The 22046-nt window shown below is 47.2% G+C and carries 27 protein-coding genes and 1 tRNA gene; 20 read left to right on the forward strand and 8 right to left on the reverse strand.

Annotated elements, in window-relative coordinates:
* Positions 1-4: 4 nt before the first annotated feature.
* The 5 genes from A1sIIB106_RS02245 to A1sIIB106_RS02265 all read left to right on the forward strand — a co-directional run bounded on the left by A1sIIB106_RS02245 (position 5) and on the right by A1sIIB106_RS02265 (position 4316).
* The gene (locus A1sIIB106_RS02245; protein WP_095677235.1) at positions 5-1006 is read left to right on the forward strand and encodes a C40 family peptidase; all 1002 of its coding nucleotides are present in this window, start codon (positions 5-7) and stop codon (positions 1004-1006) included.
* Positions 1003-2217, forward strand: a complete 1215-nt coding sequence (locus A1sIIB106_RS02250; RefSeq protein WP_095677236.1) for a C40 family peptidase — start codon at positions 1003-1005, stop codon at positions 2215-2217. Before A1sIIB106_RS02245 ends, A1sIIB106_RS02250 begins: the two co-directional genes overlap by 4 nt.
* On the forward strand, positions 2218-2997 hold the full coding sequence (locus A1sIIB106_RS02255) for a WD40/YVTN/BNR-like repeat-containing protein (protein WP_095677237.1): 780 nt from the start codon (positions 2218-2220) through the stop codon (positions 2995-2997).
* Positions 2994-4025 carry a zinc-dependent alcohol dehydrogenase family protein gene (locus A1sIIB106_RS02260; RefSeq protein ID WP_095677238.1) on the forward strand — a complete coding sequence of 344 codons (1032 nt, stop codon included), beginning with the start codon at positions 2994-2996 and terminating at the stop codon, positions 4023-4025. The genes A1sIIB106_RS02255 and A1sIIB106_RS02260 overlap by 4 nt, the downstream gene beginning before the upstream one ends.
* 153 nt (positions 4026-4178) lie before the next feature.
* Complete coding sequence (locus A1sIIB106_RS02265; RefSeq protein ID WP_190277198.1) at positions 4179-4316, forward strand: DUF2256 domain-containing protein; 138 nt, start codon at positions 4179-4181, stop codon at positions 4314-4316.
* On the opposite strand, the gene A1sIIB106_RS02270 is transcribed toward A1sIIB106_RS02265, so the two are convergent.
* Positions 4317-5381, reverse strand: a complete 1065-nt coding sequence (locus tag A1sIIB106_RS02270; protein ID WP_095677239.1) for an NADH:flavin oxidoreductase/NADH oxidase — start codon at positions 5379-5381, stop codon at positions 4317-4319.
* Positions 5382-5455: 74 nt separating this feature from the next.
* On the opposite strand from A1sIIB106_RS02270, the gene A1sIIB106_RS07140 reads away from it, so the two are divergent.
* On the forward strand, positions 5456-5605 hold the full coding sequence (locus tag A1sIIB106_RS07140) for a hypothetical protein (protein WP_190276910.1): 150 nt from the start codon (positions 5456-5458) through the stop codon (positions 5603-5605).
* A gap of 42 nt (positions 5606-5647) precedes the next feature.
* On the opposite strand, the gene A1sIIB106_RS02275 is transcribed toward A1sIIB106_RS07140, so the two are convergent.
* The gene (locus tag A1sIIB106_RS02275; protein WP_095670895.1) at positions 5648-6775 is read right to left on the reverse strand and encodes an MrcB family domain-containing protein; all 1128 of its coding nucleotides are present in this window, start codon (positions 6773-6775) and stop codon (positions 5648-5650) included.
* 75 nt (positions 6776-6850) lie between these two features.
* Here A1sIIB106_RS02275 and A1sIIB106_RS02280 point away from each other — a divergent pair, with 75 nt between their 5' ends.
* The 3 genes from A1sIIB106_RS02280 to A1sIIB106_RS02290 are packed head-to-tail and all read left to right on the forward strand — an operon-like array spanning position 6851 to position 9895.
* Positions 6851-8704 (forward strand): DUF2075 domain-containing protein, encoded by a 1854-nt coding sequence (locus A1sIIB106_RS02280; protein WP_095670896.1) that lies wholly within the window; start codon positions 6851-6853, stop codon positions 8702-8704.
* A gap of 7 nt (positions 8705-8711) precedes the next feature.
* Positions 8712-9020 carry a nucleotide pyrophosphohydrolase gene (locus A1sIIB106_RS02285; RefSeq protein ID WP_095670897.1) on the forward strand — a complete coding sequence of 103 codons (309 nt, stop codon included), beginning with the start codon at positions 8712-8714 and terminating at the stop codon, positions 9018-9020.
* 26 nt (positions 9021-9046) lie between these two features.
* The gene (locus A1sIIB106_RS02290; RefSeq protein WP_095670898.1) at positions 9047-9895 is read left to right on the forward strand and encodes a hypothetical protein; all 849 of its coding nucleotides are present in this window, start codon (positions 9047-9049) and stop codon (positions 9893-9895) included.
* Positions 9896-9932: 37 nt separating this feature from the next.
* On the opposite strand, the gene A1sIIB106_RS02295 is transcribed toward A1sIIB106_RS02290, so the two are convergent.
* Entirely contained in the window at positions 9933-10220 is a 288-nt protein-coding gene (locus tag A1sIIB106_RS02295) for a hypothetical protein (protein WP_095670899.1), read from the reverse strand.
* Between the two features lie 307 nt (positions 10221-10527).
* On the opposite strand from A1sIIB106_RS02295, the gene A1sIIB106_RS02305 reads away from it, so the two are divergent.
* From A1sIIB106_RS02305 to A1sIIB106_RS02325, 5 genes are all read left to right on the forward strand, one after another.
* Positions 10528-10603 (forward strand) — tRNA-OTHER (locus tag A1sIIB106_RS02305).
* Between the two features lie 184 nt (positions 10604-10787).
* Complete coding sequence (locus tag A1sIIB106_RS02310) at positions 10788-11027, forward strand: mycoredoxin (protein WP_095670901.1); 240 nt, start codon at positions 10788-10790, stop codon at positions 11025-11027.
* Positions 11028-11046: 19 nt separating this feature from the next.
* Positions 11047-11553 (forward strand): hypothetical protein, encoded by a 507-nt coding sequence (locus A1sIIB106_RS02315; protein WP_095670902.1) that lies wholly within the window; start codon positions 11047-11049, stop codon positions 11551-11553.
* On the forward strand, positions 11550-11951 hold the full coding sequence (locus tag A1sIIB106_RS02320; RefSeq protein WP_095677240.1) for a DoxX family protein: 402 nt from the start codon (positions 11550-11552) through the stop codon (positions 11949-11951). The genes A1sIIB106_RS02315 and A1sIIB106_RS02320 overlap by 4 nt, the downstream gene beginning before the upstream one ends.
* Before the next feature lie 23 nt (positions 11952-11974).
* Complete coding sequence (locus A1sIIB106_RS02325) at positions 11975-12457, forward strand: phosphate-starvation-inducible PsiE family protein (protein WP_095670904.1); 483 nt, start codon at positions 11975-11977, stop codon at positions 12455-12457.
* A gap of 2 nt (positions 12458-12459) precedes the next feature.
* Here A1sIIB106_RS02325 and A1sIIB106_RS07215 read toward each other — a convergent pair whose 3' ends face one another.
* The gene (locus tag A1sIIB106_RS07215) at positions 12460-12582 is read right to left on the reverse strand and encodes a hypothetical protein (RefSeq protein WP_257789641.1); all 123 of its coding nucleotides are present in this window, start codon (positions 12580-12582) and stop codon (positions 12460-12462) included.
* The gene (locus A1sIIB106_RS02330) at positions 12582-12959 is read right to left on the reverse strand and encodes a hypothetical protein (protein ID WP_095677241.1); all 378 of its coding nucleotides are present in this window, start codon (positions 12957-12959) and stop codon (positions 12582-12584) included. The genes A1sIIB106_RS07215 and A1sIIB106_RS02330 overlap by 1 nt, the downstream gene beginning before the upstream one ends.
* A 143-nt stretch (positions 12960-13102) precedes the next feature.
* Here A1sIIB106_RS02330 and A1sIIB106_RS07170 point away from each other — a divergent pair, with 143 nt between their 5' ends.
* Positions 13103-13651: a cytochrome b5 domain-containing protein gene (locus A1sIIB106_RS07170; RefSeq protein WP_223299509.1), complete on the forward strand. Its 549-nt coding sequence runs from the start codon at positions 13103-13105 to the stop codon at positions 13649-13651.
* A gap of 1 nt (position 13652) precedes the next feature.
* On the opposite strand, the gene A1sIIB106_RS02340 is transcribed toward A1sIIB106_RS07170, so the two are convergent.
* Positions 13653-14111 carry a cupin domain-containing protein gene (locus A1sIIB106_RS02340; protein ID WP_095677242.1) on the reverse strand — a complete coding sequence of 153 codons (459 nt, stop codon included), beginning with the start codon at positions 14109-14111 and terminating at the stop codon, positions 13653-13655.
* Positions 14112-14155: 44 nt separating this feature from the next.
* Here A1sIIB106_RS02340 and A1sIIB106_RS02345 point away from each other — a divergent pair, with 44 nt between their 5' ends.
* Together A1sIIB106_RS02345 and A1sIIB106_RS02350 are read left to right on the forward strand one after the other, a co-directional pair.
* Positions 14156-15466, forward strand: coding sequence for an O-acetylhomoserine aminocarboxypropyltransferase/cysteine synthase family protein (locus A1sIIB106_RS02345; RefSeq protein ID WP_095677243.1), 1311 nt, complete (start codon positions 14156-14158; stop codon positions 15464-15466).
* Complete coding sequence (locus tag A1sIIB106_RS02350) at positions 15466-15945, forward strand: CoA-binding protein (protein ID WP_095677244.1); 480 nt, start codon at positions 15466-15468, stop codon at positions 15943-15945. Before A1sIIB106_RS02345 ends, A1sIIB106_RS02350 begins: the two co-directional genes overlap by 1 nt.
* A gap of 11 nt (positions 15946-15956) precedes the next feature.
* On the opposite strand, the gene A1sIIB106_RS02355 is transcribed toward A1sIIB106_RS02350, so the two are convergent.
* Positions 15957-17429: a cryptochrome/photolyase family protein gene (locus A1sIIB106_RS02355; protein WP_095677245.1), complete on the reverse strand. Its 1473-nt coding sequence runs from the start codon at positions 17427-17429 to the stop codon at positions 15957-15959.
* Between the two features lie 42 nt (positions 17430-17471).
* The gene (locus tag A1sIIB106_RS02360; protein WP_095677246.1) at positions 17472-18725 is read right to left on the reverse strand and encodes a hypothetical protein; all 1254 of its coding nucleotides are present in this window, start codon (positions 18723-18725) and stop codon (positions 17472-17474) included.
* Between the two features lie 127 nt (positions 18726-18852).
* On the opposite strand from A1sIIB106_RS02360, the gene A1sIIB106_RS02365 reads away from it, so the two are divergent.
* The 3 genes from A1sIIB106_RS02365 (at position 18853) to A1sIIB106_RS02380 (ending at position 22046) form a co-directional block, all read left to right on the forward strand.
* Positions 18853-19251 (forward strand): hypothetical protein, encoded by a 399-nt coding sequence (locus A1sIIB106_RS02365; protein ID WP_095677247.1) that lies wholly within the window; start codon positions 18853-18855, stop codon positions 19249-19251.
* Positions 19252-19704: 453 nt separating this feature from the next.
* On the forward strand, positions 19705-20592 hold the full coding sequence (prpB, locus tag A1sIIB106_RS02375; RefSeq protein WP_095677248.1) for a methylisocitrate lyase: 888 nt from the start codon (positions 19705-19707) through the stop codon (positions 20590-20592).
* Entirely contained in the window at positions 20592-22046 is a 1455-nt protein-coding gene (locus A1sIIB106_RS02380; RefSeq protein WP_095677249.1) for a bifunctional 2-methylcitrate dehydratase/aconitate hydratase, read from the forward strand. Before prpB ends, A1sIIB106_RS02380 begins: the two co-directional genes overlap by 1 nt.

The following is a 22046-nucleotide window of genomic DNA, read 5'->3' on the forward strand; positions in this document are numbered from 1 at the left end:
CCCCATGGTGCGCATAATTCTCGTCTTTGCCTTATTTCTAACTTCTCTCATCGCTTCACCTTCTGCGGTAGCGGCGCCATCGGTTGCTTCTGCCCAGCGCGATGTGAACCGTCTTAGGACACTAGCTGCCGAAAAATTTGAAGCAGCCAATGAGGCAAATATTAGAATTAAGCAGCTTGAGAAAGAGAACTCTGCGCTGGTTGCCAAAGAGGCAGTTCTCAAGAAGAAGTTAAACGCATCGAGTGAAATTCTTGCACGAATTGCAATTGCAAATTTTCAAGGCCATGGCTTTGGTAAAACTGTTGATTTGATGTTTTCAGCAGATCCAACTCAGTATCTGTCAGATGCCTCTGTTTTGGAGATCATCACTCGTGGTTATTCCCAAGAGTTACAAGAATTTACTCGTAATAAACAGAAGGTAGAAGCGTCGCGATATGTAGTCTCAGATAAAACGGAACTCTTGAAGAGGGAAAAGTTGCGTTTAAATAGAGAGGTTGCATCCGCAAAGACTGCACTAGCAAAAGCAGAGAAAATCTTAAAGTCGTTAAAGAAAGAGGATAGAGAACGCCTGGCACGCGAAGAGGCTGAACGCGAAGATAAAATCCTCAACGACTCCAAGAAATACGCAGCAAGTTACGCCGGTGACAATTCGCGCGGTTCAATCGCCCTCAAGTATGCGCTAAAACAGATTGGCGATATCTATGTCTGGGCCGCGGCAGGTCCAACCCGTTGGGATTGCAGTGGTTTAACGATGCGAGCATATCAAACAGCGGGAGTTTCGCTGCCTCATTCATCGCGCATTCAAGTCAAATATGGAAAACCAATTTCATATAACGCTCTCAAACCAGGTGATTTGCTCTTCTTTGGTAAGCCAATTAGCCATGTTTCGCTCTATATGGGCGGCGGAAAGATGGTCCAGGCACCGCGTCCCGGTAAGCGCGTTGAAGTTGTGAAGTTAACTAAACGCTTTGGATCAAAGCCATTTGTTGGAGCAAGGCGGCTATGAAATTATCAAAGCGGTTTGCACTCCTTACCTTAATTGCGGCATTCACATTCTCAAGCACTGTCACCGCTCCAATTTCGGCAACTAACCATAAGCCGACCTTGGCGCAGATTGAAGCTGCAAAGAAAGCAGAACTAGCTAAGAAGAAAATTGCCGATGAAGCCTTTAAGAAGTTAGCCAAGGCGCGTGGAAACTTAAAGGCGCTCGTTCAATTAGCTAACGCCGCCGATGCAAAATACAAGCGCGCCAGGGCCGATCTCGCTGTCGCCGTAAATCAATCACAGCAGGCACAGGCATCTTATGAAGTAGCAGTTGCCGCCGTTGCCGGTACGCATCGCGAGATCGGTAAGTTGGCGATGAATGCCTATATTTCAGGCGGTGGCTTAACAGACCTCGAATCAATTCTGAGTTCTAACGGACCACAGGATGTAATAGATCGATTATCAACTTTAGATAATTTAGGTGAGGGAAATAAAACTGCGCTAAGACGATTTAAGGTCGCTGAAGATATAGCAGAGGCGGCGAAGATAAAGGCAGAAGTTGCCAAAGCAAATCAAGCTGCAGTGACCGTCCGTGTTGCCGCGGCAAAGAAAGAAGCAGATGATGCTCGTACCGAGCAACAGAAGGAAGTAGATAAATTACAAGCGGTCCAGGACAAATTACAGCGAGATCTAGCCTCTGCGAAAAAAGTTCGTATTACCCTGGAGCAGAAGCGCCAGTTGGCAATCCTAGAAGAAACCCGTGCCAATGAAGCGACCAAAACAAAGACCCAATCAAAAATCTGGAAAGGTGGAGGCCCAACTGGCGTCTCCCGGATCAGAACCACGGAAGAACAACGTTTAAAGGTAGTTGAATTTGCAAAGAAACAAGTTTTAGCTGGCAAGCCATATATATGGGGTAGTGAAGGACCAAACGCTTTCGATTGTTCTGGTCTGGTTTATGCCGCCTTTAAATCTGTTGGTCTCGGTTGGCCGATTTGGGATCGCCTAAACTCAAGCCTTTATTACACCTACACAAAACAGATTCCAATCGCAGAGATGCAACCTGGAGATCTAATTTTTTACTCATACAAGGGAACCCAGAGCACCATTCATCACATGAGCATTTATGCCGGCAACGGCATGATGTGGGAAGCGCGTTCGACTAAAACCGGCCTTCGTTATTCCAATATTTACAGCGTCGAAGGCATGATGCCTTACGCGGGAAGAGTGTAAATGCGACCAGTAAAAGTTATGGCAACGGTATTTGCGTTAGCGCTTACACAAATCTCACCATTGAGTGCCGCCACCTTTGATTCGGTCTCACATATCCACGGGATCAAAGCATTTAATAACACAATCTTGATGGGAACTCACGAAGGTTTATTTGAGTTCGTTGATCAAAACAAGATGCAACCAATCGGCAAAGATCCCTTCGACATTATGGGTTTGGATGCTAGAGGCACAACGCTATTCGCGAGCGGGCACCCAAGTGCAGTTTCAAAGTTACCTAACCCTCTGGGGCTACTAAGTTCTGGCGATGGAGGTAAGACTTGGAAGTCAGTGTCACTACTGGGAAAAGTTGACTTCCACTTCCTGGAAGTTTCTGGCTCCCAGATATATGGCGGTAACGCCACTGATGGTTCTCTGATGTATTCCAAGGACCTGGGAAAAAATTGGAAGCGACTTGGTGAAATGAAATTCACAGACATTGCTGTTTTATATGGCTCGCACGGTGGTGCCTTAGCAATTGATAACGGCAAGCTGTTTAAAACCAGTAACTCTTTCACTAATTCAACGCCGCTAACCTTCAAATCTAAAGTTGCCGCTGTGGAGAGCATCGGCAAGGATATTTACATCGCATCAAAGAATCAGATCTTTCGCTCAACCGATGCGGCCAAGAGCTGGAAAATCTTTAAAAGCTACAAATCCGAAGTTTCAGATATCTCGGTCTCTTCAAAAATATTGGCAGCAATAGTCGCCGGAGAGGTTTTGACCATTAAAGTAGGTACATGAACGCTATTTACTTCACCCAATTCAAGGGACCACTTGAAATCAAAGATATCTCGGTCCCAACTGCAACAAACGATGGCGTCGTTATAAAAGTTGAAGCAACTGGTTTATGTCGTAGCGATTGGCACGCTTGGATGGGCCACGACTCTGACATCGTCTTGCCACATGTCCCGGGCCACGAACTCGCGGGTGTTATCTCCGAAACCGGCAGCGCAGTTACCAAATTTAGAGTCGGCGATCGCGTAACCGTTCCCTTTGTCTGCGGCTGCGGCAAATGCCAATACTGCACACGCGGTGATGCCCAAGTCTGTCCAACCCAAACACAACCCGGCTTTACCGATTTCGGATCATTCGCCGAATACGTCGCAATAAATAACGCTGACTTCAACTTAGTAACGATTCCCGAAAACGTTTCCTTTGCAACCGCTGCAGCACTCGGATGCCGCTTTGCAACTTCCTATCGCGGCCTCATTAAACGTGCACACGTTAAAGCAGATGAGAAAGTTATTATCTACGGATGCGGCGGCGTTGGCCTAAGCGCAATCATGATCGCCAAAGCCCAAGGCGCACACGTTTACGCCGTCGACATCAACGATGCCGCACTTGAAATCGCACAATCACTTGGCGCCGAAACAATTAACTCCAGCAAAGTCGATCCCGTTGCCTTCATGCAAAACCTCGGGGGAGCAGATGTCGCAGTCGATGCACTAGGCAGCCAACAAACCGCCAGCGCATCCGTACTTTCACTTGCTCGTCGTGGTCGCCACTTACAACTCGGACTCTTACTCACAGCAAACGGTTTAACTGATATCCCAATGGCCCGCGTTATCGCTTGGGAGTTAGATCTTCTTGGTTCACACGGAATGGCCGCAAAGGATTACCCAGAAATGTTGGCGCTCGTTGCCAGCGGCAAGTTAAACCCGGCATCACTAATTACACGTGAAGTTGGCTTAGTTGAAGGCGCCAAAGCACTCGCTGAATTAGATTCCCAACCTTTCGGTGGCATCACAGTCATTACACCTGAGCTTTAGCAACTAATTCACTAAAGCTTTGCAAAGTAAAAGCCCGCGGATTTCTCCACGGGCTTTTCCTGTAACTCACACTCCTGCGACGTGGTTAAAAGATACAGCCGATTTCTCCACGAAGTTCTCTTAATTACTCTGCGTAACAACTATTCTTCTAATGTGATCGCAAAGACCAAGAACGGCTTCCCGCCAAAGATCTGCGCAACCTGCGGTCTGCCCTTTGAATGGCGCAAGAAATGGGCGCGCGATTGGGAGAACGTTAAATACTGTTCAGAGAAATGTAAGAACGGAAAGTAATTAAATAGTTCGGCCGCGATCAAGCGGCAACGACCAGTCAATCTTCACACCCAACGCCTCTGCCGCGTTCATCGCCCAACGTGGATTGCGCAACATCGCACGCGCCAAGAAAACCGCATCTGCTTCTTCAGTCTCAATAATGTATTGCGCTTGCTCTGGCTCGGTAATCAATCCAACTGCCGCAGTTGGAATTCCCGCCTCTTTACGGATCGCAGCCGCAAAGGGAACTTGAAAACCTGGCGTTGCCTTAATCGGTGCGTTATGAACTGCGCCCCCTGATGAAACATCGATCAGATCAACGCCAGCCACCTTTAACTTCGCCGCCAATTCAATCGAATCAATTAAGTTCCAACCTTCATCAACCCAATCAGTTGCCGAGATACGAACAAAGAGCGCCACCTGATCTCCAATCGCAGCGCGCACCGCAGCGGTTACCTCCATCAAGAAACGGATCCGATTCTCAAAGCTGCCACCGTATTCGTCGGTGCGATCATTTGAAACCGGTGAATAAAACTGGTGCAACAAATAACCATGCGCTGCATGTATTTCAATTACATCAAAGCCAACTGCCACAGCACGTCGTGCCGCATCAGCGAACTCATTTACCAACTGCGCAATCTCAGCAACCGTTAAAGCACGCGGCGCCGGATATCCCTCAAATGCTTTATCCGTTGATGAAACCGCTTGCCATCCACCTTCACCAATCTCAGCCATCCGCGTTGTATCCCACGGACGCATCGTCGATGCCTTGCGCCCAGCATGTGCCAACTGAATGCCCATCTTCACACCCTGCGAATGCGCAAAATCAACCATCGGTGCAAATGCCTGGGCATGCGCGTCATCTTCAATCGTTGGACAACCAATTGAGATTCGCCCTTCTGGAACAACACCAGTTGCCTCAACCATGATCAACCCCGGCGCACCCGTTGCAAACGCTCCCAAGTGCGCGCTATGCCACGCACCCACAAAACCATCGGTTGCGCTGTATTGGCACATAGGAGAGACCCAAACGCGATTCTGAAATGTAACCCCGCGCAGAGTAAATGGATCAAAGAGTGTATTCATATCTCGATCTTACTCTGAAATAAAATCACTTACCCAGTAAGATTTAAATAAGACCAATCAAACAAGGAGTAAAAATGGGCGCTTGCACATGCGGATATACAACCGATCCAGAGAAGAACTGCAACGGCACTCACAATGTAGTCAAGGCTGTTAAAGCCGACATCATCGCCAAGCTTGAGGCTGAAGGTTTTGCAGATGCCGCGGAGTCGCTGAAGGTTAAGTAAAGTTTTATTTCTCTTTGATTATTCTAGATTTCTCCCTTGGAACTAGCTATTTTTCATTACCTTGTAGTCATATCCAAGGGCATCTAAGTCTGAATCTTCAATCTTCCAAGGTGAGATGAAAATAACCTTTCCACCTTTTGCCGATGGTGGCTCGCTTCGATCTAGATCTATTTGGCTCACGACGATAAGCGCATTATTTGGATGCTCTTGGCGGTGAAGAAGAACTTCATTTCGGGTGAGTACAACTTTCTCACCTAACGACATCGTTCCCTTAACCTCGATGTAAAAATCGATGTCATTCAACTTTGCGGCGATGTCATAGGAACGATTTTTTCCGACATCTTTAATGTCCGTGAAACCCTTCTTTCCCAAATGCTTCATGGCTACTTCAACTGCGTGCTCTTCAATGACTTTCTTATGCGCTTGCGGTAAACGCGAGCGCCCTTGGCGTCGAGGTCCGGTTAGATCTCTTCCAGCGGCTTGTGCGATTGCTGCGACAGCTTCTTTATGCTCAGGACTTTCGGATCCGGGGATCGTGGCATCCGTTTCCTGCAAAAAATAAATCTTAGATAGCATCTCCAACAAGAACTCGATATCCGTGAAAATCTGTTCGTCAGAGGGAACGCTTTCTTTGCGATATTCAAATCCACATAAACTGGTCCGATCATAAGCTTCAGCAAGATTTCCTTTTGCCTCTAGATTTCGTGAGAACTTAAGTCTCGGATTCTTAACCTGATCAAGATTTAACTTTTCGCGGCCCCACGTCATTAGCGCGGCAGCAACCTCAGGTGCGAGAGCTTTTTGATATCTCCGCTCCATGGAATCACCATCGTAAGTCGTGCTGGCATGCCCAAGACTTAGGTAACAGTTAGATCCGGTGGCTGAGAACAAGAAAACGACGTACCAGCCTTTTGTGGCACTTGGACTGAGTTCTTTAGATGCTAGACGCACCCAAGGAATCTCTGCTTTATTTCCGTCGCCATCTTTACCTTGCACCCAGAGATCTTCGATAGCTATTTCGTACTTGGATTTGAAGCGATCTAAGTTTTCGCTCAGCGAAGAGGCAATCTCTTTGCGGATCAGGATTCCACGTCTTTGCATAGCCGGAGTGTTCTTTGAGGTGTATTGCCTTTGAAGCTCAAGAACTTCTCGAATCTGGGAACTGATCATGCTGGAAGGTTACTCAGGGTAACCGACATCTGCCAGATGCTTACGGAGAGTAGTTTTCGGCTATAGCCTTAACTCGTGCTGGCATATCTCGCTACGAAGAAGAAATTTCTGGAGGACGCCCACATCATTGAAGACCTTGTCAGGGATGCCGTAAAGCAGAATTTGGGCCTAGGTGTCGGGCAAAATGAATATTCATCCTGGCGAAACTCACTCGGTAACGGAATGTCTCACATTATTGCGAGTCCAGATATACCGGATGATGCAGGAATTGCTATTGAGTATCAAATAAATAAACTCAAAAACCGAATCGATTTCATAGTTTCTGGAAGGCAAGCGGACGGGTCCGAATCAATTGTAATAATTGAACTTAAGCAGTGGACAAGTATTGATTATTCCGAGCTGCCGGAACATGTAAACACCTTCGTAGGCCAGAAGAATCGAGATGTCGTTCATCCTTCTTATCAGGCACGAAGTTACGCAAGCTTGTTAGAAATGTACAACGAATATGTCTACGAGACGCCCGTTAGAATTACTTCGTGCGCATATTTACATAATTGTCCTGAGTTAGATGTTGTCAATGATTCTCGTTACGAAGAAGCGCTTCGAAATACCCCTGTTTTTATTAAAGGACAAAAGAAAGAAATAGTCGCACTAATTTCTGATCGAATTAAGAGTGGTGATGGAGTAGAACTACTTAAGAGAGTCGATGCCTCACCAACAAAACCTTCACTTCAGCTAGCTGATGCAGTAACAAATATGCTTCAAGGCAAAGAAGCATTCGTTCTCATTGATGAGCAAAAAACGGTCTTGGAAACGATTGTCAAGACTTCACTCCAGGGCTTGAAGGGGCCAAAGCAAGTCGTGATAGTTAAAGGTGGACCAGGGACAGGTAAGTCAGTTATTGCGATAAATTCACTTTCGAGACTTATGGGTCAGCGATTGATTGCTCGCTATGTAACGCCGAATGCCGCACCTAGAGCAGTTTTTGAAGTGAAGCTTAAGTCGGCTTTCAAAGGTGGAGAGATTAAAGAGCTTTTTAGCGGATCTGGAAATTTTACGGGAATAGAAGCAAATGACTTCGATGTACTGATTGTCGATGAAGCGCATCGACTAAAACTAAGAACCCAATATTCGAAGGGAGGCGATAATCAGATTCGCGAGGTTATTCAGGCCGCGAAAACTTCTGTTTTCTTCCTGGATGAAGCGCAGAAAGTAACCTGGAAGGACATAGGGGAGTCATTCGAGATCGAAAAATTCGCCAGGGCCATGGGGGCCGAGATTCATCATCTTGAGTTAAAGTCTCAGTTTCGATGTAACGGTTCCGATGGGTATTTAACCTGGCTTGATGAAAGCTTAGGGATTGCGGAGGACTCAGGTAACTCCTTCAACGATGCCAATTATGATTTTCAGGTTTTTGACGATCCATCGAAACTGTACGCTGAAATTCGAAAGCGAAATAAACTGAACAACAAATCGAGAATGTTGGCGGGTTACTGCTGGGACTGGATAAGTAAAAAAGATAAATTGAAATTTGATATTGAATTTCCCAAGTTTAATTTTCGAGCGAAGTGGAACTTGGAGTCTCGTGGAAGTGCGTGGATAATCGACCCCAATTCTATTGACGATATTGGCTGCATTCACACATCACAAGGTTTAGAACTTGAATATGTAGGTGTAATCATCGGCCCAGACTTTAAATTAATAGATGGTTGCTTAGCGACAGAACCCTCAGGTCGGGCAAGCACCGATGTTTCACTGCATGGATATAAAAAAGAGTTCAAGGAGAATCCCGAATTAGCCACCATCAAGGCAGACCAGATAATCCGAAATACATACAGAACTCTCATGACGCGAGGTATGAAGGGTTGCTATATTTACTGTACTGACGAGCAAGTAGCTAGTTATTTCCGAGATCGACTAGCAAGATAGGTTAGCTATGAACGAAATTAATCAACTAATGGCTGAAATTCGGGCTTTTGCTGATGCACGAAAATGGGAGGTTTTTCATACTCCCAAAAATCTGTCTATGGCAGTAGCAGGTGAAGCGGGTGAGCTGGTCGCAGAGTTCCAGTGGCTTACCGCAAGAGAGTCGGAACGCTCAGAGTTATCTGCTGAAAAACTGATCGATATCGAAATGGAAATCGCTGATGTGGCTATGTACTTGTTAAGACTGGCAGACGTTTTAAATATAGACCTCTCAGAAGCTGTCAGAAAGAAATTGGCAATTAACGAATCCCGTTTTTAGCTTATCAATCGAATAGCGGGGGAACTGTGGACGCTGATCTTGCACTTCGCAAGAGTCTCGGATTAACTCCATCAGATTCATTTGAGAGATATTCAGAATCTGAGATTATTGATTTGGTAATCAAGTTTGCGATTTGGCCATTGGAAGATTCTTTCCGACATGCGCCTTGGTTAGCTCGATACGCGGTTAGAAGGCAGCGACACAGAATTGATGAGAGAGCGCCAGGAGAAAAAAGAGATCTTTGGGGAATGCCAGATGAATCAGGCTATTTCGCTGACGATAATTCTCTGTTGAAAAGTACATTTATGAACCTACCGATTTTAGGGAAGAACAACCCCTACGGAAATTCCCGCATCTCTTCCGGATTAGTCTGCTGTCATATTTGGCCGAAGACGACTAGTGACCCACTTCTATTTTCATTTCTTCCAAATTTGGTTTGGATTCCAAAAAGCCTTTCAAGATTTACCGATGTATTTGGCGATAAGGCTACCCATAAAGTTCATTTCGTATTGCAAACACTTTCGCATTCTCGATATAGAGAATTGGAAGTTTTAACGGGGGAGGGGCAAGTAGGCGATGCATGGAGGCAACTCACTAACCCTTCAATAGATATTGATCGCGAGTTCCAATTCAATGAAATGATTTCAGAGCCATCTTTGTCTAAACGCGTTAGAACTAGGCATGACCGGCTGATAACCTTTTTGACTTCTGCGCTGGAAGATGGACCCGGATTACAGCGCAGATTCAGTAAGCGCTATCACTTAGGTTGGGGCCCGGGTATCGACAAAACTATCCCGTCGATAAATGAACTTGTGAGCAGGAGCAAGATTCTGGAACTAAAGAGAATCATCGAAGAGACATCTCCAAGACTTTAATTCTGATTTTGGTAATCAATTAACTGAATAAACCTAATTAAACCCGATGCTTCCCAACCTGCTTTAACTTCCGCAGCGCTTTCGGCGTGATCTTGCCACCGAAAGTTCCGCGCTTTGGTGCAGTGAGAAAGCCGATATCCATTGCAGTGCTCACGCATTCTCCGATGAATTCTTCGGGGAGGACGAGTTCGTAGGCGAGGTCGATAACGGGGATCTGTGAACCAGTGAGGACTACGCGGTTATAGAGCCAAGCGATTTCAAGGAGGTATTCCTCGCTATCGGAGTCGGGTGTAAGGGTGCGGGCGCGTTCGAGTGCGAAGTCCATGTGGGGAATCTATGGGTGGGGTGTGACATGGGGAGAGAAAGCGAAAACCCCGCCATTGCTGACGGGGTTTTCTGCTGTTGCTCAATAATGCATCTCTTTGACTCAGAGAACATAAGTTTAGCAGGCAAACAAAAAGTCCCACAGATGATTCTGCGGGACTTTTTTGCTGTGCTCTGGATAGAGCGCACGCCAATGACTAAGTGAGCAAAGGTTACCAAAGAAATTTCAAGTTTGATTGAAAAGTTATACACAGATGAGTGACCAAAAAATTACTCGTAACAGGAAAACATTTAAGTTCCGCATGTGTCTCGCTGTAGCTCAGCGGATAGAGCACGCCAATGACTAAGGCGTAGACGCGGGTTCGAATCCCGCCAGCGAGACCACTCCTTAGAAGCCCTGGGAATTAGTCACCTGGGGCTTCTTTGTTTTCCCATTAAGTTATGCGGAAAAGCGAAAACCCCGCCATTGCTGACGGGGTTTTTCGTTGTAGCTGCGGATAGAGCGCCTCTTGACGAAGGGAGTTTATTTTAACAAACATTTATCAGTGTGCGCCAGTACTCTTAGGGCATGTCATTTGTTATGTATTCAACTAGCTGGTGTGGTTACTGTAAGCGTTTGAAATCTCAATTAGGTGAACTCGGAGTTACATTTGAAGAGATCAACATTGAGGAAGTACCGGGCACGGCTGAGATCGTTGAGAAGGTAAATGGTGGCAATCGCACGGTGCCGACATTGGTGTTCGCAGATGGAAGTGCGATGACCAATCCTTCGGCCAAAGAAGTTGTTGCGAAGTTGGCTGCGCTTTAAAGGAAATTTGAGGAGCCGCGTGAAAAAGTTAATTGCCGCCCTGCTGGCTTTGAATTTGCTTGGCATGGCGCCAGCATCTGCGCATCAACCGGTGGATTTGTTAAATAGCGACACCACGCCAAGTGCTGGGCCTCTGTTGGTAGATGGCACAGTCTCGTTTGCGGTACGCGCATCATTTACTAAGGCTGGACAGAAGAAGGCATTTCGCGCCGCCTTAAAAGAAGGCGATCAGTTGGATGTTCAATACTTAATCATTGATAAGAAGCCAGAGAATAAACTGAAGAATTCTAAATTACCGCTACTGGTTATAACTTCGCCGTCGGGTAAGAAGACAACAATGAAATTCACCGAGCGAACTGAGTTCTTGGAAACTTATAGTCGCACTATGTATTTGTATTTATCGCGCATTAGCGAAGTCGCTGAACCTGGGATCTATAGCTTCATGATCACTGCGCGTACTAAATCTGCGATAACGCTCGGGGTTGGTGCGAGAGAAGTGCCTGGCGAAGTTCTGCGCGGGCAATGAGATTCGTCAAAGGTTTTGCACGGGTTACTCTAGGAATTGCTCTGGGGTATGCGGGGTTTACCCATTTAACTTCTAGCCGTTTGGAATTTCAGGCACAGGTTCCGAACTGGGTTCCATTTAGCGCTGACTTTGTGGTGCTGGCATCTGGAGTGGTGGAAATTGTCTTGGGTCTGGCGTTGGTCTTTTTAGTTAAGTACCAAGTGCAGGTGGGTTGGGTTGTTGCGGCTTTCTTTGTGGCGATCTTTCCGGGAAATATCTCGCAGTATGTAAACGGGATAGATGCATTTGGATTGGATACCGACCGGGCGCGGTTTGTGCGTTTGTTCTTTCAGCCGCTGCTTGTGGCGTGGGGGCTATGGGCAACTGGGGCGTGGCGAGCGGTTCGACGGGCGAGGTAAAGAACGCGGGTGTACCGTTTTCTATGGCAAAAAAAGAGATTGAATCTGAAGATAAAGTCTATGGAGAGAAATCTATCCTTCCACTGAAGTACGTGGACATGATGGAAGATATCTTTCACGCAGTTCTTGCACTCGCCTTGCTGGGTATCGGCATTGGCGCATTTTTCTTTAGCATCAAGCGCTTAATTGAGACTGCGCCCTTCTTTCCAAATGGAATGATCCAAGGCGTAAATGACATCTTGTTTATCGTCATCATTCTAGAAATTTTGCGCACTGTTATCTCGCGCTTTACCGATGGCGTTTACCAGCTCGATAAGTTTTTGATTATTGGTGTAATCGCTGCTGTGCGACATATCTTGACGGTGGGCGCATCGCTTACTTTGCAGACAGGCAAGAGCGATGTGGCATTTGAGCGCGCGATTTACGAGATGGGATTAAATGCCCTGATAGTTGTTGCTTTGGTATTTGCGATCTTCTTATCGAAGAGCGCGCATCGCCGAAAGTAGAACTACTCGAAATCTCCGCCGCGGCCGGTAAGGCGCTTCGGGTCTTTGCGCGGCCGATCAAAACGCGTTGCCAGAGCAATGACCGCTATCGCATTGATGGCAATTAAGACAAGACCGATCTTCATTAGGCGCCTAGTACTGCCCAGACAACGAGAGCGAAGATTGCGATATCAAATGCGATGATCGCAATTGCTGAAAGTGAAACAAGGCCGCGTGAATCTGCGATCTTTTCAGTCATTGCAGATGGCTTCTCTACTTTGCGAAGATCAACGATCAACGCTTCGCCTTCACGCACTGCTGCGTATTGGCTGATAGTCGCAAGGATTCCGGTAACGGCTGCAACGCCAAGGGCTAAGTACTTCGCGCCATCTGATGCGGTTTCAAAGGAACCGATTGCAGCAAGAGCGACAATTGCAATAAGAACTAGAGCTGGGGCAACTTGTGCCTGAATGATTTGAAGACGTAGGTGGTTCCACTGCTTGATAAGTGACTTTTCGTCCATGAGCGTTTCCTCTCCAAGAAACTCTGTTATCCGTTTGGATACCCTAAAGGTTAGGCGCACGGAAGGAGAAGTGCGACCTGAAAAATCCATGTGAATTTTGGTTCTAGCGCGCATAGCCCAGCACGCTGGTTTACCCTTTCGCTATGAAAATTTATGCGATCGCCACTGGCGCAACCGTTGCTCTGGCTCTAGTTGTTGCCCCATCTGCCTCTGCCGCTGCTAAAGAAGGTGCGGCATGCAAGAAGGCGGGACAGTCTTCGACAGTATCTGGTCGCAAATTTACTTGTGTGAAAAAGGGAAGTAAGTTGGTTTGGAATAAAGGTGTGGTGGTTAAGAGCGCACCAACTGCATCGGCAACTGCTGCTGCGAGTGCGGCACCTGCAGCACCGGCGATGAGTGCAACTCCAATGGCATCAAAATCTGCAGAGCCAAGTAAATCTGCAGCTCCAGCTTCAACGGGTTACACAATGGAGCGCGTCAAAGCTAACGGCACATCTTCTAGTTGTTGGACTGTCATTAATGGATATGTCTACGATTTAACGAAATGGATTGGTTCTCATCCAGGCGGATCAGGTGCGATTACATCTTTATGTGGCACAGATGGAACTTCAGAGTTTCTTGCTATGCACCGTGGACAAGGAAAGCCTGAAGCGCGCTTAAGTGGTTATGCGCTTGGCAAACTAGAAAAGTAAGTTACGAGCGAATAAAAGCGGCAACTTCAGAATTGCTCTTCATTTCGGCAAGTTCTTCAGGCGTTGGCAGAGTTGGGCGATCACGATCTACTTTGACCATACATAGGAAGCCAAGCACTTCGTTTTCAGCGGCGCGGAATTGGTGCCACGCCCATGATGGAACGTAGACCAAGTCATGAATTGCTAGAGGTAGAACTTCATCGCCAACTAAACAAGAGCCCTTACCTTTAATCGGAATCACTAGGTGGGTGTGCTCGTGCTTTTCGAGAGTGGTGTGGCCGCCGGCATCTACTTCGAAGTAGCGAACTTCCATACCTTCTTGATGTTCTTCACCAAATAAGACGCGGCGGGTTACATCTTTAAATGTGGCATCGCCATCTTCATCTTTGTAGACGAGCTCTTCAACGTTGCGCCAGCGATGAGGTTCATCTTGGGTAACGTGGAATTTGCTCGTGCTCATTCGGCGATTATAGCCGCGATACGGAATTGGTGTTTAATTGGTTTATGAGCGAACACAAGTGGGGCTTTAAAACTAAGGCTCTGCACGCTGGCACGCAGCCAGATCCACAAACTGGTGCGCGCGCACTTCCGATTTACCAATCATCAGCATTTGTCTTTGAAAATACCGAAGATGCCGGAAATTTATTTGCGCTACAGAAGTACGGCAATATCTATAGCCGAATTGGTAACCCAACAGTTTCAGCCTTTGAAGAAAAGATTGCAGCACTTGAAGGCGGCATCGGGGCCGTTGCAACATCTAGCGGACAAGCAGCGCAGTTCTTAACTTTCGCAGCTCTTGTCGGTACAGGCGATCACGTAGTTGCATCATCTGCTTTATATGGCGGCACGTTGACTCAGTTAGATGTCACCTTGCGCCGCTTCGGTGTGGATACAACTTTCGTAAAGTCGGATAAGGCTGAAGATTTTGCCGCGGCGATCACTGATAAAACCAAGTTTCTTTATGCCGAGATGGTGTCCAACCCAGCATCACAAGTTGGCGATATTGAAGCACTGGCAAAGGTGGCACACGATGCTGGCCTGCCTTTAGTTATCGATTCAACTGTTGCCACACCATATTTAGTGCGCCCAATCGAATTTGGTGCTGACATTGTTCTTCACTCAGCAACCAAGTTCTTAGGTGGACACGGCACAACACTGGGCGGTGTAATCGTTGAATCCGGCAAATTTAATTGGGGTAACGGCAAGTTCCCTATGATGACCGAGCCAGTTCCTTCATACGGTGGAGTCTCTTGGTGGGAGAACTTCGGTGAGTTTGGATTCTTAACCAAGGTTCGCGTTGAACAACTGCGCGATATCGGAGCATCGCTAAGTGCGATGTCAGCTTTCTTATTGGTGCAAGGCGTTGAAACGCTGCCACAACGTATGCGCGATCACGTCATCAATGCCAAAGCCGTCTCGGAATGGTTAGAAAGTGATTCACGTATTGCCTGGGTCAAGTACTCAGGACTTGCTAGCCATCCACATTATGCGCGCGCTAAGAAGTACATGCCAGAAGGTCCTGGTTCAGTATTTTCATTTGGCGTTAAGGCATCAGGTGATTTATCTGGACGCCAAACAGGTGAGAAATTTATTAACTCGGTGCAGTTAGCGAGCCACTTAGCCAATATCGGAGATGTGCGCACGCTAGTGATTCACCCAGCAAGCACCACGCACCGCCAGTTAACTGATGATCAGTTGATTGAGGCCGGAGTTCCACAAGACTTGGTTCGCATAAGCGTAGGCTTGGAAGATATTGAAGATATCTTGTGGGATCTAGATCAGGCTTTAACAACTGCAACAGGTAAGGCTCGCTAATGGCATTTACTGAACCAAACGCGATGGAGCGTTTGAAGTACATGCAGGATGCCAAGACCGTTGCGATCGTTGGAGCATCAGATAACCCATCGCGCGCTAGTTACTTTGTTGCAACTTATTTGTTGTCGGCTGCGCACTTTAAGTTGTTCTTTGTAAACCCAAAGCTCGATGAGATCTTAGGCCAGAAGGTTTATAAGTCACTTGCTGATATTCCAGAGCCAGTGGACATTGTCGATGTTTTCAGAAAGGCATCAGATATCCCAGGCGTGCTAGATGAGGCGATCGCAATTAAAGCTAAGACTTTCTGGATGCAGCTCGGAATTAGCGATGATGTATCTGCCGAACGAGGCGTGGCAGCAGGTTTAAATGTTGTTCAAGATAAGTGCATCAAGATCGAGCACGCGCGCTTTGCTGGCGGACTTAACCTGGCGGGTTTTAATACCGGGGTTATCTCTTCCAAACGCAATAAATCTATTTAGTTAAAGTTAATTTAAATAGTTCCTGCATCTAAACCTTTTAGAACTTCTTTGGCGCGCACCTTTAACTCAGGTAGATCAGATAAGCGATTAAGACCGAAGATCTGCTGGCTCATGCGGTGGTTCTTCTTAAAGGTTTCAGAGTGACGATCTAGGAAATCCCAATACAAAGTAGTAAATGGACAAGCGGTATCGCCGGTGCGCAATTTGGGGTTGTAGGCACAGCCTTTGCAGTAATTAGACATGCGCGAGATATAAGCACCGCCTGCTGCATATGGCTTGGTCATCATCGCACCGCCATCTGCGTGAACGCCCATACCGATAACGTTTGGAACCATTACCCACTCGGTGGCATCGATAAAGACTTCGCGCATCCAATCAAGAAACTCTTGTGGGTTGGTGCCGGTGATTAGGGCTAAATTACTTAAGACCATTAAGCGCGGGATGTGGTGCACCCAAGCGCGATCTTGAATATCTGTGACGATTGTTTTTACGCAGTTCATCTGGGTTTTAGCGGGATCGCTAAAGAGAGGCAGGAGTTTCTTTGTTGCGTTCAGTTGATTGTTTTCGCGGTATTCAGGGCCTAAATACCAATACATACCATTTACATATTCGCGCCAGCCAATTACTTGGCGAATAAAACCTTCGGCAGATTCGATCGGCACTTCGCCGGTGTTGAACTTCTTTACTGCGGCATCGATAACCTCGCTGGCGTGAAGAAGTCCGTTGTTTAGGTAAGGGCTAAGTAGTGAATGATGCAGCGCCCAGTTATCCAGAGCCATCGCATCTTCGTATGGTCCAAATGTTGCGAAGTGATTTTCGATAAAGTTCTTTAGCTGAGCAAGTGCGCCTTTGCGGGTTGTCGCCCAAGTGGTGGTGGGAGTGAAGCCCAGTTCTTTACCAACCTCAAGATCAATCGCATCAGGTTTATGTTCTAAATACTTGGGCCAGGTGTAGTTCTTTGGGGGAGGCAGGCGGTTCTCTTTATCGAAGTTCCAAGCGCCTCCAGTTGGTTTGCCGTTCTCAATCAAGATATTTAAACGTGCACGTTGGGCGCGATAGAAAGTCTCCATCAGGTAGCTCTTCTGCGAATCCGCCCAGATAAAGAAGTGCTTGCGGGTGGTTAGGAAAAAGTCGTTTTCGACAAATTCTGCGCCAAACTCTTTGAGCTGTTCCATCTGGCGATGAGATGACGGTTCAGCGCAGATTAACTTGTGGGTCTTATATTTCTTCTTAACCTTGGTTAATCCATCAGTAGTTGTTGGGGCTTTCTCGTATTCAACGGTGAAACCTTCATCGCGCAGTGATTGTGCAAAGTGGCGAGCGGAGGAGATAAGAAAGTGCAGGCGTTGTGGGTGCCAATTGCGCCCCGTTGTCATACGCGCGCTTTCGACCATCACAATTACATCTTGCTTAGGGTCAGCGCTCTTTAGTGCGCCAAATTTGCGGTGCAGGTGATCAAAAGGAATATAGATCAGCTGCGACATGCGTAAAGAGTAATTGGATCAGCGTTTTTACGCGCCTTTTAGCTACTTCTTTTTAAAGCCTGTTGGGCACTTAGGTGGTGCGCCGGTTACCTTCTTTGAGGTCTTGCCTTTCACGCAAGTGATCGTTGATTTCTTTGGCGCAACTGTCTTGGTTGCTTGCACAGGCTGCTTTACTGCTTGCTCTGGCCCCTTAAAGCTAATAGCCAATTGTGGAGATGAGTAAGTAAAGCCGTAGGCGCGCAGGTTGATCCAATCGTTCTTCGAATCATATTTAGCGCTAACGGTTGCTATTTTTGTAGTTCCATCTTGGTAAGAGATTTCCACTTTGGCATAACCTGCAGCAATTGCAGGATCGATGCCCCACCAGTCGCGGGCGCGGTTGCCTTTAATCTTCAGCTCCATCCAGCCCTGGATCTCGTTACCGTATTCATCGAAGTGAGCGTTGCCAACTTTTACGACGATCTGCTGGTTTACGCGATCAAAGCGGAAATCACTTAGACACCACCAACCATTTGTTCCGAGGATTACATCATCGGGGCGAGTCTCACCTGTCTTATTACCTGCATCGTAATAAATCATATTTACTGCGATATTTCTTTTCGTAGTTTTTGCTCTCAATAAATTCTGATCGCAGACTTGATCGCCCAGTTGTGCAGACGGACTATTTTCAGGAAGTCCCTTTACGGTGATTATGTCGCCAGCAACGCTTACCTCTGGATCGCGCACATTAGAGAGCACCCATTTGATTTTCTTGGCGAATCCGCTGCTCTTTAATTTAAATTCAAAATAGTAGCCTTCAGGAAGCGAACTTAAATCTTGATTGTATCCAGTCGTGTTGATCTGCAAACTAGCGCTCATAAGGTGGACATATGAATGGATCAAATCCGTGCCATCGCTATTTGTTATTCCTGTGGGCAATTTCCAATGCGAAATAGGAACCATTTGATCTTTTACATAAGCAGAGTTCTCAACAGGTTCGCCTTGAGGGGTATTTGTAATCAACCAATATTGCACAGACTCACTCGGTTTGAAATCCTTCGGAACCTGATAGGTGAGGGCGCCAGCATCTGTTCCATCTGATTTATAAATGTTGATTCCTGCAATGCAATCGTTGGTGATCTGCCATTCATCGCGACATGGAATCCATTGGCCATAACGGATATCGGTTAGGCCGGTCTGCTTCCACCACTTTGGTTCAGGCGGCATCGGAAAAGGATCGGCGGCGCTTGCTGGGGTTAACGTGGTGACAGTCAAAAGTAAGGCGATTGCGATGCGAAGCGCTGAACGAGTTTTCATGGCTACTTCACCGTTTCTTTTGCCGCTTTTTATGCGCCTAGTGCGGTTGTCGGCGCGCTGGATTAGAGTCTAAATCTAGGTAGTCCTATGCCCGCCTGCAATAGCAGTCGGCGAAAAGGAGGCGAAGATGTTCGAACTATTGGCTCTTACGGCGGTTATCTATCTCTTTATCAATCGCAAGAAGAAGGTGCGCAAGCCGCGGGGGATCGATGCCGAACTCCGCGAACTGGTTGAGAGCACTTATTACTCCGATGCGATGGCCGCTGAGATCAAGGGTTATCTGCTTTCAGTTGTCGGCGATGACCGCGATGGCGCCGAGAAATTTTCCGATGCACGAATTGCGCAGGCGCAATCTATTTTAGATAAGGCCGGGCCTTCCGCTTTTTACTGGATGACTGAAATCGCAACGCAATTAGCGGTTTTATCTGCCGCCAAGATCAATGGCATCGGAACGAATGTAGAAAGTGAGATTGGTGCTGGCCCGGTAACGCCAGAAAGCGTTGTTCGCATCGTCGTTCAAGGTTAAGAAAATTACAGAAAGTAGTTTTAATTATTTGATTAAATTATTTGATTGCACTTGCAGAGAAAGAATTTTGATATATATTTAGTGGACCGCGCCGGTTCGCCAGAACCGACACGGCCGCCAGATGCGAATTAAAGATTGCTGAGATCCGGCCCGTCGTTATTTCGACGGGCGCTTCGCATTTCCACGTATCTAAATACGAGGTCGGCTAAGGCAACGACAAGCGTCACCCAATCGGTAGCTCTCATTTCATTTGCACTCCTTTCTCCATTCTCAGCCTTTGCTGAGTGAACAAATGGGTCGCTGGCGGCGCGCATCTGCGTGGAGTTAAGGATTAAGGCGTGCGAAAGGTATTGGTAACAAGCCGCCAAGATTCAGATTTCTCCTTGGCTGTGGATATATCTCAATCAGCCGCTCGGATTAGTTAATTAATTGGCCGCTGATTAGAATGCGCAGATGAAGCCAGAATCGGCCGGAAGTAAATTTAAGAAGGCGCTGCAGGAAGAGAAGCCACTGCAGATTGTTGGTGCAATAAATGCAAATCATGCGTTGCTGGCAAAGCGGGCTGGATACCGCGCCATTTACTTATCTGGTGGTGGGGTCGCCGCAGGTTCACTGGGTGTTCCAGATCTTGGAATAACAACTTTAGAAGATGTCTTAACTGATGTTCGTCGAATAACTGGAGTTTGTGATCTGCCCCTGTTGGTTGATGCCGATACAGGTTTTGGGCCATCGGCTTTTAATATCGGTCGCACTGTAAAAGATTTAATCAAAGCAGGCGCAGCTGCAATGCACATTGAAGATCAGGTGCAGGCAAAGCGTTGTGGCCATCGCCCGAATAAAGAGATTGTTAGCAAGGGCGAAATGGTTGATCGCATTAAGGCAGCCGTTGATGCGCGCACGGATGCAGATTTTGGAATCATGGCGCGCACAGATTCGATTGCGATTGAAGGAATCGATGCTGCGATCGAAAGATCACTTGCGTACATTGAAGCCGGCGCTGACTTTGTTTTCCCTGAGGCGATCCGTGACTTGGAAAGTTATAAGAAGTTTGCTGCAGCTGTCGGCAAGCCGATCTTGGCTAACATCACCGAATTTGGTTTAACCCCGCTCTTTACGCGCGATGAACTCGGTGCCAATGGGGTTGGAATGATCTTGTATCCGTTGTCAGCTTTCCGCGCGATGAACAAGGCGGCCGAGAACGTTTATGAGGCGATTCGCCGTGATGGAACCCAAGCCGGTGTCATCGATTCGATGCAGACCCGCGAAGAGTTGTACGAGCGAATTAATTATTATGAATTCGAAAAAGCGCTAGATCAATTCCAGAGCGAAAAGGATAAGTAATGTCGGCAAATATCACCCGTGTAAATCAGGAGTTTGATAAAGAGATCGTAGATATCGTCGATTACGTCTTTGATTACGAGATTACCTCTGATCTAGCTTATGAAACCGCATGGTCATGTTTAATGGATACCTTGGGTTGCGGCCTGGAATCACTCGAATACGAAGCTTGCACCAAGTTGCTGGGACCACTTGTTCCAGAACTTCAGGTTAAAGATGGTGTGCGCGTTCCGGGCACCGCTTATCGCTTAGATCCAGTGCAGGGCGCATTTAATATCGGCGCGCTTATCCGTTGGTTAGATTTCAATGACACCTGGCTTGCCGCCGAATGGGGACACCCATCAGATAACTTAAGCTCGATCTTGTCTGTCGCTGACTGGATTTCGCAGCATCCGCAATATGGAACCGGCCAAAGGCTCACGATGCGCGATGTCATGACTGCAATGATCAAAGCCCACGAAATTCAGGGCTGTATCGCGCTAGAAAATTCATTTAACAAAGTCGGTCTAGATCACGTGATCTTGGTAAAGATCGCATCTACTGCAGTTGTTTCGCAGATGCTTGGTTTAACTCGCGAGCAAGCGCTTAACGCGGTTTCACTTGCATGGATCGATGGCCATTCACTTCGCACATATCGCCACTACCCAAATGCGGGATCACGTAAATCATGGGCGGCCGGCGATGCAACTTCGCGCGCAGTGCGCCTTGCACTTATGGCCAAGTTAGGTGAGATGGGTTATCCATCTGCACTAACTGCCAAGAGCTGGGGTTTCTACGACACCTTATTCCGCGGCAATCACTTTAAATTCCAACGTCCATACGGTTCATATGTAATGGAGAACGTGCTGTTTAAGATTTCCTACCCTGCAGAGTTCCACTCACAAACAGCGGTAGAAGCCGCCTTTACGCTGCATAAGCAGATGGTTGCTGCAGGAAAGACCAGCGATGACATCGCCAAGATCAGCATCCGCACCCACGAAGCATGTATCCGAATCATCGATAAGAAGGGGCCGCTTAATAACCCTGCAGATCGCGATCACTGTATCCAGTACATGGTTGCGGTGCCGTTGATCTTTGGTCGTTTAACTGCCCGTGACTACGAAGATGTAATCGCGGATGATCCACGAGTTGATGCGCTGCGCGCGAAGATGCACCTGCGCGAAGATGAAAGCTTTACTGCAGATTACTTTGACCCCGCAAAGCGTTCGATCGCTAATGCAATGACCATCGAATTTAACGATGGAACAGTGCTTGGTGAAGAAGTCGTCGAATATCCAGTAGGCCATGCTCGTCGTCGCGCTGAGGGAATTCCGTTGCTAGTTGAGAAATTCAAGATCAACTTAAACCGCATCTTCGACGCCAATCAACAGAAGAAGATCTTGGACCTTTGCTTAGATCGCAAAGCGCTGGAGGCCACTGAAGTTAAGGACTTCATGGCGATGTTGGTCAAGGAATAA

This window comes from Candidatus Planktophila lacus (genome assembly GCF_002288325.1).
In the GTDB taxonomy this organism is placed as follows: domain Bacteria; phylum Actinomycetota; class Actinomycetes; order Nanopelagicales; family Nanopelagicaceae; genus Planktophila; species Planktophila lacus.